Genomic DNA, 12602 nt, shown 5'->3' on the forward strand with positions numbered 1-12602 from the left:
CCTTAGCGCAGCCTCCTCAGCGGTTTACTTGTCGGCGTTTTGCACGCGCACCGCACGCGCGACGGAGTCGCGGCCCTCGAGGACGGGGCGGCGCATGCCGTAGATCGCGTCCTCGTGCGAGGCGAGCCACTCATCAGCTTTCGCGACGATTTCTTCACTCGGGTACTGACCCGGGAAGTAGCCCTGGATGAGGCGGTTCGCGATTTCGCTCGAACGCGAAGCCCATGCCTTTTCGATCATCTCGAAGTACGGCTCGATGTACGGTGCACGAAGCTCCTCGCTTGCGCGGTTGAAGCCGACGATCGCCGAGGTGAGGTGCTCGTTCGCGAGCGTGTCTTCCTCGACGGTCTTCTTCCACGCCGCGGCCTTGGCCTCGGCGGTCGGGATCGCCGCCTTTGCCGTGAGGGCACTCTTGCGGCCGTTTTGCGTGTCGTCGCTCTTGAGGACCTCGTCGATGCCGGCCTCGTCAATTCCGCCGAGTGCCGCAAGGGCGATCGTGATTTGCCACGTGAGGTCGGTGTCGATCTCGCGGTCCTTGAGGGTGACCGAGCCGTCGAACAGGCCCTTCACGGTGTCGAGGTCGCCCTCGCCAGCGAACTGGAGGTACGACTCGAGGAACTGAAGCTGCTGATCACTGCCGCCGTCGGCCCCTTGCGTGAGCTCCCACAGCGCCGAGGCAACCTTCTTTTCGCGTTCCGCGCGCTCGGCCGGGGCTGCGTAGCGCGTGCCCACGAGGTCCAGACGCCCGAGGAGCGTGCGCAAAACCGAGGAGTCCTTTTCGCGGTCGATGTTCTTCAGGAGAAGATCGAGGTAGCGGCGGCTCGGAAGCTCGGCGTCTCGCGTCATGTCCCACGTCGCGCTCCACACGAGGGTGCGAGCGAGCTCATCATCGATATCGCGCAGGTGCTCGAGGGCGAACGCGAGCGAGTCGTCGTCGAGGCGCACCTTGGCGTAGGTGAGGTCCTCGTCGTTGATGAGCCACAGGTCGGCCTTCTTGCCCGCGAGTTCGGCGATCTCGGTGCGCTCACCGTCGATGTCGGTCTCGACGCTCACGGTGCGGGTCACGACGCCGCCTTCGAGGCTGTAGCCACCGATCTTGAGGCGGTGCGGGCGGATCGTGGGGTGTTCACCGGCGGCCGACTGAAGGACCGCGAACGATGCCACGGTGCCGTCGTCATTGCGCTCAATTTCGGGGCGGAGCGTGTTGACGCCGGTCGTTTCGAGCCACAGCTTGCTCCACGAGCGAAGGTCGCGACCGCTCGTGGCCTCGAGCTCGTCGAGCAGATCATTGAGGGTCGTGTTCTGCCACTCGTATTTCTTGAAGTACGCGCGAAGGCCCTTAAAGAACGACTCCTCACCGACATATGCGACGAGCTGGCGCAAAACCGAGGCGCCCTTCGCGTAAGTGATGCCGTCGAAGTTCGTCTCCACCGCGTCGAAGTCCACCATGTCGGCCACGATCGGGTGCGTGGACGGCAGCTGGTCCTGGCTGTAGGCCCACGCTTTCTCGGAACCCGCGAAGGTCGTCCACGCGTTCGTCCAACGGGTTGCACGTGCCGAGGAGAGGGTCGAGGCGAACTCAGCGAAGGACTCGTTGAGCCACAGGTCATCCCACCACTTCATGGTCACGAGGTCGCCGAACCACATGTGGGCGAGCTCGTGGAGAATAGTGAGGTCGCGTCGTTCGCGAATCGCGTCGGAGACGGCGCTGCGGAAAACGTAGCGCTCAACGAAGGTCACCGCACCCGGGTGCTCCATTGCGCCCATGTTGTATTCGGGCACGAAGATTTGGTCGTAGGTCGGGAACGGGTAGTCGTAATCGAAAAGGTTTTCGTAGAACTCGAAGCCCTGCTGCGCGACTGAGACGATGTATTCGCCGTCGAGATATTCGGCGAGCGACGCACGTGCGTACACGCCCGCGGGGATCTCGCGGCCGTTGCGGGACTTGATCGTGCCGTCGTAGCCTTCGTACTTACCGGCGATGAGCGCCGTGAGATAGGTCGAGATCTTCGGTGTTTTCTCGAAGCTCCACGTGGCGATCGGCTGGCCGTCGGAATCCTCTCCGGCCGGGACTGGCTCGGGGCTCGGGGCAATCGAGATGACGCGCCAGTGGGCCGGGGCCGTGATCGTGAAGGCGAACGTGGCCTTGAGATCGGGTTGCTCGAAGTTCGCGTACATGCGGCGTGCGTCGGAGACCTCGAACTGGGTGTAGAGGTACACCTCGTTGTCGACGGGGTCGACCATGCGGTGCAGTCCTTCGCCCGTGTTCATGTAGGCGCCGTTCGCGCGGATGGTGATGATGTTTTCGCCGACCTTGAGGGCCGGCAGTTGGACGCGAGCGCCGTCGAAGCGCTCCGCGGGGTTATCGAGAGTTTCGCCGTTGAGAGCGATCTCGAGGACCTCCGGGGCGATGAGATCCACGAAGGTTTCGCGAGCCTCGGTCGAGTTCACGTGAATCGTGGATTCGGTGAGGAAGGTCTTGGGGCCTTGCGTGAGGTCGAGGTGCACGTCGTAGTGCGTGGTCTCGAGGAACGAGGAACGTTCCTGCGCTTCGGCGCGCGTGAGATTTTCGGAGGTCATTCTCGAAGTCTCCTTGGGTTGAAGGTCCGCTTCGTGCGCGGGTCACCTCCATCTTCGCACTCGAGCGTGGGAGTGCACGGGGGAGTGGGGAGAGCTGAGGGGCGAGCGAGCCGGGCGTGTCCGGGCGGCCGGGTGGCTGCCGGGGTCCGACGCCTGCCGGTTTTTGCAACGATGAAGTTTCGAAAAGTGGGCTGTGACCAGGGTTTCTTTTGCTGCGTGCCCTGGTAAGGTTGTGCCATGGCATCACTAAATCCTCTTAATTGGCCTGTGCTGAGGCAGGCCAAGTCTCGCGATGTGTTGGGGCTCGGCCCCACCTCCCAGTCGCCCACGTATCAAGACCTCAAGGCGCGCACCACGACCGCCGATAAGGTCGTCGAGAGCGTGTGCCCCTACTGCGCTGTTGGCTGTGGCCAGCGCATTTACGTCAAAGACAACAAGGTCATTCAGATCGAAGGCGATCCGAACTCGCCCGTCTCGCGTGGCCGCCTGTGCCCCAAGGGTTCCGCGAGCGAACAGCTCGTGAATGCTCCCGGGCGCGTGACCGACATCCTCTACCGCGCTCCCAAGTCGAAAGAGTGGGTCAAGCTCGATCGCGAGACCGCGATGTCGATGATCACCGAGCGCTACCTCGAGGCGCGCAAGAAGCACTGGCAGGATACCGACGAGCACGGCCGCCCCGTGCGCCGCACGCTCGGTATCGCCTCGCTCGGCGGCGCGACCATCGATAACGAGGAAAACTACCTCATCAAGAAGCTCTTTACCGCGACGGGCGCCATTCAGATCGAGAATCAAGCCCGCATATGACACAGCGCCACGGTTCCCAGTTTGGGATCCTCGTTTGGGCGCGGCGGAGCCACGCAGCCGGTGCAGGACCTCGCGAATGCGGACTGCATCATCATCCAAGGCTCCAACATGGCCGAGTGTCACCCGGTCGCTTTCCAGTGGGTAATTGAAGCAAAGCTTCGTGGCGCGCGCGTGATTCACGTGGATCCACGCTTCTCGCGCACCTCGGCCCTCGCGGACAAGTACGTGTCGACACGCGCTGGCGGCGACATCGTTCTGCTCGGTGCTCTCATCAACCACGTCCTCGAGAACAACCTGTTCTTCGAGGAGTACGTGAAGCACTACACGAACGCTTCGACGCTCATCAGTGAGGACTATCAGGATCCCGAGGATCTCGATGGCTTCTTCTCGGGCTTCGATCCCGAGACTGGCGCGTACGATCCGTCGAGCTGGCAGTACGAAATGGACGAGGAGAAGAACCTCCCCGTTCGCGACGAAACCCTGCAGCACCCGCGTACCGTCTTCCAAATCCTCAAGCGCCACTTCAAGCGCTACACCCCCGAGGTTGTGGAGAAGGTTTGTGGCGTGAGCCAGGAAGACTTCGCGTACATCGCCGAGTCGATTGTGAAGAACTCGGGTCGCGACAAGACGACCGCGTTCTGCTACGCCGTGGGCTGGACCCAGCACACAGGCGGCGCGCAGTTCATCCGCACAGCCTCGATTCTCCAGCTGCTCATGGGCAACGTGGGCCGTCCAGGCTCGGGTATTCTCGCGCTTCGCGGACACGCCAATATTCAGGGCTCGACCGACATCCCGGCCCTCTTCCATATCCTTCCCGGCTACCTTCCGATGCCGAAGGCAGGCGTGACGGACACGTGGGAGACCTATCTCGACTCGGTCGGCACGAAGAAGCAAAAGGGCTTCTGGGCGAAATCGGAGGAGTTCACCGCGAGCCTTCTCAAGGCGTGGTGGGGCGAGAGTGCAACGAAGGAGAACAACTTCCACTTCGACTACCTGCCGCGACTCACCGGTGCGCACGGTACCTACCAGACCCTGCAGCTTATGCTCCAGGACAAGGTGGACGGCTACTTTGTGCTCGGTCAGAACCCCGCGGTCGGGAGCTCGAACGGTCGCTTGCACCGCAAGGCGCTGAGCCACCTCAAGTGGCTCGTCGTTCGCGACTTCAACATGATCGAAACGGCCACGTTCTGGAAGAACGGTCCCGAGATCGAAACGGGCGAGCTGAAGACTGAAGACATCGACACCGAAGTGTTCTTCATGCCCGCCGCGAACCACACGGAGAAAGCCGGTTCGTTCACGCAAACCCAGCGCATGGTGCAGTGGCGCCATCAGGCCGTCACCCCGCCGGGCGATGCCGAAAGCGAGCTGCAGTTCTTCTTCGATCTCGGCAACCGCATTCGCGAGGCCCTCAAGGACTCGGACGATCCCCGCGATCGGCCCGTGCTTGACATGACGTGGGACTACCCGCTCGACGAACACGGCGAGGTTGACGCCGAGGCTGTGATTCGCGAGATCAACGGGTATTACACCGAGGGTGAGAACAAGGGCAAGCCCCTTGCGAAGTTCGTCGATATGAAGGCTGACGGTTCCACCGCCGGTGGCTGCTGGATCTACGCCGGTGTGTATGCCGACGGCATCAACCATGCGGCGGTGCGCGAGCCCGCCGATGGCCGCCCCTACACCGAAAGGGAATGGGGCTGGGTGTGGCCGGCCAACCGCAAGATCCTTTACAACCGCGCTTCCGCGGACCCCGAGGGCAAGCCTTGGAGCCCGGAGAAGGCATGGATCTGGTGGGACGAAGACCAGGAGAAGTGGGTCGGCCACGACGTTCCCGACTTCCCCGTGGGCCTCAACCCGAAGGCACGCCCCGATGCGACCGTGGGTGGCCCCGCGGCGCTTGCCGGCGATGACGCGTTCATCATGCAGCCCGACGGTAAGGGCTGGCTGTTCGCACCGAAGGGCATGATCGATGGCCCGATCCCGACTCACTACGAGCCCGTGGAATCGAAGCTGCCGAACATCATGTACCCGCAGCAGAACCAGCCCACCCGCGTGGTCATGCCTCGTGAGGAGAACCTCACCGCGCCCGGTTACGGCGAGCCTCTGCAAGAGGTGTACCCGTACGTGTTCACGACCTACCGCCTCACCGAGCACCACACGGCGGGCGGCATGAGCCGCTGGCTTCCCTACCTCGCCGAGCTCCAGCCCGAGATGTTCGCGGAGATTTCTCCCGAACTCGCTGATGAGGTTGGGGTGAAGAACGGTGAGTGGGCAACCCTCATCTCGCCGCGTGCCGCGATCGAAGCGCGAGTACTTGTGACGAAGCGCTTCAAGCCGCTGACCGTCAACGGCCACACCGTGCACCAGATCGGTCTGCCCTACCACTGGGGTGTGGGCGAGGACGCGATCATCACGGGCGACGGTGCGAACGACCTGCTCGGCATCACGATGGACCCGAACACCGGCATCCAGGATTCGAAGTACTCCTCGGTGGCGATGATTCCGGGCCGCAGGCCGCGTGGCCCCGAGCTCGTGGACCTCGTGGAGAAGTACCAGCGCGAGGCTGGTATTACCCTCGAGACCGGCATGCAGCGCGTGACCGTTCCCGCGAAGGACGCCGGCATCTCCGAAACGAGTACCGACCAGGATGCCAAGGTCGCCGAAGAGACGACCCGCGGCTCCAACAGTGCGGGCTTCACGGGGATCGCAGCGTCGAAACCCGGTTCGAAGGAAGCTCAGCGCCGTGCCGACAAGGTCGACGAGGACACCGATACCGGGTCCGACGGTCAAGACGGCGAGACCGGCCGCACGAGCATGGTCAACGACAACTCGCAAGCGTCTCACGATGAGAATGGAGGTGTGTGATGAGTCTTCTCAACACGACCGCTGACCCCATCTCCGTTTCGGGATGGGAGCACACGCACGACCGTAAGGGCTTCTTCACCGACACATCGATCTGTATTGGCTGTAAGGCCTGCGAGGTCGCGTGTAAGGAATGGAACCGCAATCCCCAAGACGGCAACTTCGAGCTGCTCGGCTCGTCGTTCGACAACACGGGCTCGCTCGGTGCGAACACCTGGCGTCACGTGGCCTTTATCGAGCAGTCCGAAAAGCGCATCGAGCAGGCCCGCGAGTCGGGTCGCCAGCTCGTGAACCTCGGCATGCCGAAGATCGGTCAAAAACCGCCGAGCGAGCAGCAGCCAAAGCACACGGAAGAATTCCGTTGGCTTATGGCTTCGGACGTGTGCAAGCACTGCACGCGCGCGGGTTGCCTCGATGCGTGCCCCACCGGTGCGCTGTTCCGCACGGAATTCGGTACTGTCGTGGTGCAGGCCGACGTCTGCAACGGCTGTGGCACGTGCGTGTACACGTGCCCGTTCGGCGTGATCGAGCGTCGTGACGACGGCACGGTCTCCCCGAAGACCGACCGCGACGATCGCCCGCATCTCGAGCAGGACATCCCGAACAAGGGCACGGCGAATAAGTGCACGCTGTGCTACGACCGCCTCAAGGACGGTCAGCAGCCGGCATGCGCGCAGACCTGCCCGACAACGTCGATCAAGTTTGGCGATCGCGACGAGATGGTCGCGAAGGCCAAGCAGCGCGTGAAGAAGCTCCACGAGGAGGGCATGACCGAGGCTCGCCTCTATGGCGCCAACCCGAACGACGGCGTTGGCGGCCTCGGCTCAGTGTTCCTTCTTCTCGACGAACCCGAGGTGTACGGTCTTCCGCCGGACCCGCGTGTGGGCACGATGGATCTGCCGAAGATGTACGGCCGCGCGGCCCTCGCCGCAGGGGCAATGATCGCGACGACCGCCCTCATGTTCGTGGGAGGTAAGAGGAAATGAGCCAGAACGAGTTCGACAGTTACCGCCCGCCGCAGCCGATGCGCCGCAAGCGTCGGCCTGAAGCAACCAAGTATGACGGCGCCCGTAAGCGCGGTCAGAACCGTATGGGCGAGGTCTCGATGGTCGAGGACGTCCAGTTTACGAGCTATTACGGTAGGCAGATCGTCAAGGCTCCGCCGTGGGAGTACCCGATCGGCGTGTACCTCTTCCTCGGTGGTGTTGCCGGCTCTTCGGGCCTCATCGCGCTTGCCGCTGAGGCGACCGGTCGTGACACGCTGCGCCGCAATGCGCGCGTCGGTTCGATCGCTGCGCTTGGCATCGGCACGGTCAGCCTCATTGCGGACCTCGGCCGCCCGGAGCGCTTCCTCAACATGATGCGCACTTTCAAGCCCACGAGCCCCATGAACCTCGGCACCTGGATCATTTCCGCGTACGGCGTGAATGCAGGCGTGACCTTTGCAAACGAGTTTGACCGTATGACGGGGGAGAAGCTCCCTCTCGGTCCTCTTCGCAAGGTCGCACGGTTCATGGAGAAGCCGGCCTCGTGGGGTCAGGCGGCAACGGGCGCTCCGCTCGCGGTGTACACCGCTGTGCTGCTTGGTGACTCGGCGCTTCCCGCGTGGAATGGCGGCAAGTTCTCGCTCCCGTTCTTGTTTGCCTCGTCGGCGAGCCTTGCCGCGTCCGGCACGGCGATGCTGTCGACCCCGCTTGACGAGATCGGTCCGGTTCAGCGTCTCGCCCTCGCGGGTGTTGCAGGCGACATGCTTTCGCTTCGCGCGATGAAGAAGGAAATGCACCCTCTCGAAGCTGAGCCGCTGGAAATCGGCGATGGCGGCAAGAAGATGCACATCGCGGAGAAGCTGCTTATTGCGGGCGCCGTGACGGGGCTTTTCGCGAAGAAACACCGCGCGATCGCGATTGCTTCGGGTGCGTGCCTCGCGGCGGCGAGTGCGTTTACGCGTTTCGGTATTCTCGACGCGGGCTTCCAGTCGGCGCGTGATCCGAAGTATACGGTGATTCCGCAGAAGGAGCGCCTCGAGCGCCGCCGCAAGCACGGAATCGTGGACGATTCGATCGTGACGGGTCCCGAAGCCGACTAGCGTCCTTTGGATTGCATAGACATAGTGGGGGTTATGGCTGGGTGCCATAGCCCCCATTTTTCGTAAGCCGCATCGACTTCGGTCGAGGTGCGGCGGTTCAAACCCCCGTAACCCCTATGCAATTCAGGGAGGGGTCAGGGGAGAGGGCGAAAGTTGAGGCCCTTTCGCTCGAGGATCTCGAGGTGCGCCGGTACGCGCTCGAGGAAGTCGCCAAACACGGGTGGGTTCTCGCTCCAAGCCCGCTCCGCGAGCGCAAAAAGCCTCGGGAAGAGCATGTACTGCAAGTGTTCGGCGCTCGGGATGAACTCGGACCACGTTTGTGCTTGAAGCCCCAGGATACGGGCCGATTCTTCGGCGGTAAGGTTTTCGGGGAATAGCTGGTCCGTGTACACGTTCTCGAGGGTCGCGATGTGCCCGCCCCAACGGGCGGCGAGTGGTTCGGCCTCGCGGTCGGGGGACTGCGGGAAGTCGAAATACAAGGTGGGTGCAGTCGAGACCACGACATCATGCCCACGGCGCACGGCCTCAGCGACCGTGTCGGCTGAGCGCCAGTTCATGATGACGGCTCCTTCGGGAAGTGTGCCCTCGAGGATCTCGTCCCAGCCCACCATGGCGCGGTCGCGTTCGGCGAGGATCGCGTGGGCCACTTCCGTGTATTTCTGCTGCACGTGCCCCGGTTCGCTGAGTCCCCACTCGCGAAGCTTTGCCTCAACGGCAGGGTTGTTTTCCCACTCGACCCGGGGGACCTCATCGCCGCCGATGTGCACGTAGGGTGCGTCGAAGATATCGCACACTTGGGTGAGGACCTCTTTGACGAACCGGAAGGCCTCATCGCTCACGCCGAGCACGTGTTCGCTCACGCCCCACGTGTCGCGCACCTTGTGCTGCACTTCGGGGCGAGTGCCAAATTCCGGGTAGGCGGCAATTGCGGCCTGCATGTGGCCGGGAAGGTCGATCTCGGGCACAACGGTAATGCCGCGCTCACGGGCGAACGCTACGAGTTCGCGCAGCTCGGCTTGCGTGTAGTAGCCACCGTGACGCTCCGCAAGATACTGATCGGCATCCGGATCCTTGACGTTGTGATGCCCGATCACGGTGCGCTCGCGCCACGCGGCAATGTCCGTCAGCCGCGGGTAGCCGTTGATCTCGATGCGCCAGCCCTGATCATCCGTGAGATGCAGGTGCAGGATGTTGAGCCGGTAGAGGCTCATCACCTCGACGATGCGGCGCAGTTCTTCCATGGGAAGAAAGTGTCGGCAGGGATCGATGTGGAGGCCGCGCCACGAGAAGCGTGGCTGGTCGCGAAGAATTAATGCGGGGATCCGCACTTTTTCGCCTTCGCGGCACAGCTCGGAGAGCTGTTCGAGCGTGAGACGTGCATTCAGCGCGGCTTCGTTGCTCCCGGCGCGCACCGCGATCGCCTCTTCGCTTACCTCGAGCTCAAATTCCGCGTCTTGAAGCTCATCCGTGATGTCGCACGTGAGCACCGCGAGAGGATCGGCACCCTCCCATGCCCCCTCGCGCGCCTCGAGGTGTGCGGGGCTGGGGATGAGAGGAATGGTGAGGGCAGTGTTCACGGGGCGGGCCTTTCGCTCAGTTTTTCTTCCGACGGCGCCTAGCGGACCTGGACGCTGCCTGCGGGCGCGTCGTCGCTCGCGGCCACGATCTCACCGATGACCGGGTACCCGGGGATCTCTCCCACGACGAGAAGGCCGCCCGAGGTCTGCGCATCGGCGAGGAACAGCAGATCTTCTTCGGTAATGCCCGCTCCTGCACGAAGTGAGGGGCGCACCCAGTCGAGGTTGCGCCGAGTGCCTCCCGAGATAAAACCCCCCGCAAGCGCGTCGAGCGCATCGCCCATCGCCGGCACGGCTGCACGCTCGAGCACGGCGCTCACACCTGAGGCGCGCGCCATTTTGTGCAGATGCCCAAGCAGGCCAAAACCGGTCACGTCGGTCGCGGCTTTCGCGCCGATCTCGAGAGCCTTCTTCGAGGCTTCGGCGTTGAGGGTCGTCATCCATTTCACGGCTTCGTCGATGCTCGAGCCCGTTGCTTTGTGGCGGTTGTTCAAAAGACCGACGCCAATCGGTTTCGTGAGCGTGAGCGGAAGTCCCACCTCGGCCGCATCGTTGCGCAGGAGAGCGTCGGGCTTCGCGATGCCCGTGACCGCCTGACCGTACTTCGGTTCGGGGTCATCCACGCTGTGACCGCCGATGACGGGTACGCCAGCCTCGCGCCCCACGTCGAGGCCCCCGCGCAGCACCTCCGAGAGCATCTCCATGGGGAGCTTTTCGCGGGGCCAGCCCACGAGATTGATGGCGACGACCGGTTCGCCTCCCATGGCGTAAATATCTGAAAGGGCGTTGGCTGCGGCGATGCGTCCCCAGTCGTAGGGGTCGTCTACGACGGGCGTGAAGAAATCGGCGGTGGAGAGCACCGCGAGGTCCCCGCGCACGCGCACCGCGGCGGCATCATCACCATCGTCGAGCCCCACGATCACCGAGTCGAATTTCTGACCGGTGAGGGCTTTCACGGCATCCTCGAGCTCGCCCGGCGGGATCTTGCACGCGCAACCGCCGCCGTGCGCCATGGTCGTGAGGCGCGGGTAGTTGCTGAAGTCAGGTTTGTCGGTGCTCTGGGGATCTTCGTTGACGTTCATGCTTTCCACTTTAAGCGTTTTCACTGGTAGATTCGTGCGCGGAGGCGTACGTGTCCTGGTGGGCGCCCCGGTCTTCAAAACCGGTGATATCGAGTAGCTCGGTATGGCGGGTTCGATTCCCGTCCGCCTCCGCCAAGCTTTCGCGCCTCGCCTTTTCGGCGGGGCGCGCGTGGCACGTGGGGATGCTGGTCCGACGCTTGCCACGTCATCCGCGATTTTGAGTTTCGAGCGAAGGTGCCCCGCGATATGTCACGAACCGCGCCCCCGGCAGCAGGCGACGATCCACGACGGCGAATCCCACGGACCGATGCTCTACTCGCGCTCGAGGCGGTCGAACAGGCGAAGCAGCGCATCGGTGAGGAGAACGTGCGCGAGCTCGTGCGCGAGGCGCAAAACCGCGCGCGCGCCGGGAAGATCGCGCCGGAAGAGGTGGAGGGCGAGGTGCTCGCCGCGCTCGAGAACACTCGCGTGAGTGCTTTTACGCCCGTGCTCAACGCGACCGGCGTGATCGTCCACACGAATCTTGGGCGCGCCCCGCTTTCACCCCAGGCGATCAACGCCCTGGAAGCCGCTGCGGGCTACGTTGATGTCGAGTTCGATCTCGAGACTGGTCTGCGAGGCAAGCGTGGCGTCTCTACGCGTGAGGCGCTGCTCAAGGCGTGCCCGGCAGCGCAGGACGCGCTTGTGGTCAACAACGGTGCCGCGGCGCTTTCGCTCATCGCGACGACCCTTGCGGGCCCCGGGGCGGGGGAGCGGCGTGAAATTGTGTTGAGTCGCGGAGAGATGATCGAGATCGGCGCGGGATTCCGCCTCACCGAGCTCATCGAATCCACGGGACCCGTGATTCGCGAGGTGGGCACGACAAATCGCACGCACATCGCCGACTACGAAAAGGCCCTTGGAGAAAGCACTGCCGCGATCCTCAAGATCCACGCGAGCAACTACGTCATTAAAGGCTTCACAAGCGCCGTGGGCGTTGCTGAACTCGCCGAACTCGCCCACGCCAATGACCTGCCACTCATCGTCGACATAGGTTCGGGGCTCTTTTCTCCGGAGCCGCTGCTACCGGACGAACCGACCCTCACCGAGGCCCTGGAACAGGGCGCTGATCTCGTGCTCGCGAGCGGCGACAAACTCGTGGGTGGTCCGCAAGCCGGACTCATCCTCGGGAAGAAGGAATGGGTTGAGCGCGTGGCCCGCCACCCCCTTGCGCGGGCGATGCGCGCCGATAAGCTCTTGCTCGCCGCGCTCGAAGCCACCGTCGGCGGCCCCACGCCTCCCGTTCTCGAAGCGCTCCACACCAACCCCGACGCGCTCAAAGCGCGCACGGAAGCACTCGCGGGAGCACTCCGCGCGCGTATCCACGAACCGTGCGAGGTCGTGCCACACGATGGCCGTGTGGGCGGAGGCGGCGGCGCTGAAGTCCCCATTCCCGGGTGGGCGCTGCAGCTACCCGAGCGCCTCGCCACCGAACTAAGGTGCCGTGAGCGGCCGATCATCGCGACGACGCGCGACGGTGCGTGCCTCATCGACCTGCGCTGCATTCCCGACCACGAGGACGACGAGCTTGAGAGCGCGATCGCTGCGCTCCTGAAACGCTAGAAAGGACGC

Annotated in this window: 6 protein-coding genes, 1 tRNA gene and 1 pseudogene; 5 read left to right on the forward strand and 3 right to left on the reverse strand. The window is 63.7% G+C overall.

What is annotated here, in order from left to right:
- Nucleotides 1–24: 24 nt before the first annotated feature.
- The gene (pepN, locus tag DAD186_RS03655; protein WP_065247546.1) at nt 25–2580 is read right to left on the reverse strand and encodes an aminopeptidase N; all 2556 of its coding nucleotides are present in this window, start codon (nt 2578–2580) and stop codon (nt 25–27) included.
- 237 nt (nt 2581–2817) lie between these two features.
- Here pepN and fdnG point away from each other — a divergent pair.
- From fdnG to nrfD, 3 genes and pseudogenes are all read left to right on the forward strand, one after another.
- Nucleotides 2818–6006 (forward strand): annotated as a pseudogene (gene fdnG / locus DAD186_RS03665) (formate dehydrogenase-N subunit alpha); the annotation flags it as partial.
- 242 nt (nt 6007–6248) lie between these two features.
- A complete protein-coding gene (locus DAD186_RS03670; RefSeq protein ID WP_065247548.1) occupies nt 6249–7232 on the forward strand; it encodes a 4Fe-4S dicluster domain-containing protein in 984 nt (327 codons plus the stop codon).
- Nucleotides 7229–8332, forward strand: coding sequence for an NrfD/PsrC family molybdoenzyme membrane anchor subunit (gene nrfD, locus DAD186_RS03675; protein WP_065247549.1), 1104 nt, complete (start codon nt 7229–7231; stop codon nt 8330–8332). Before DAD186_RS03670 ends, nrfD begins: the two co-directional genes overlap by 4 nt.
- A 134-nt stretch (nt 8333–8466) precedes the next feature.
- Here the strand turns inward: nrfD and DAD186_RS03680 are convergent, their stop codons facing one another.
- Together DAD186_RS03680 and selD are read right to left on the reverse strand one after the other, a co-directional pair.
- On the reverse strand, nt 8467–9909 hold the full coding sequence (locus tag DAD186_RS03680; protein WP_082991062.1) for a beta-N-acetylhexosaminidase: 1443 nt from the start codon (nt 9907–9909) through the stop codon (nt 8467–8469).
- A gap of 38 nt (nt 9910–9947) precedes the next feature.
- On the reverse strand, nt 9948–10991 hold the full coding sequence (gene selD, locus DAD186_RS03685; protein ID WP_065248702.1) for a selenide, water dikinase SelD: 1044 nt from the start codon (nt 10989–10991) through the stop codon (nt 9948–9950).
- Between the two features lie 40 nt (nt 10992–11031).
- Between selD and DAD186_RS03690 the strand changes: the two genes are divergently transcribed.
- Nucleotides 11032–11126: transfer RNA gene (locus DAD186_RS03690), tRNA-Sec, on the forward strand.
- Nucleotides 11127–11237: 111 nt separating this feature from the next.
- Nucleotides 11238–12593, forward strand: coding sequence for an L-seryl-tRNA(Sec) selenium transferase (gene selA, locus DAD186_RS03695; protein ID WP_065247550.1), 1356 nt, complete (start codon nt 11238–11240; stop codon nt 12591–12593).
- The last annotated feature ends 9 nt before the right edge of the window (nt 12594–12602 follow it).

This window comes from Dermabacter vaginalis (genome assembly GCF_001678905.1).
Taxonomy (GTDB): domain Bacteria; phylum Actinomycetota; class Actinomycetes; order Actinomycetales; family Dermabacteraceae; genus Dermabacter; species Dermabacter vaginalis.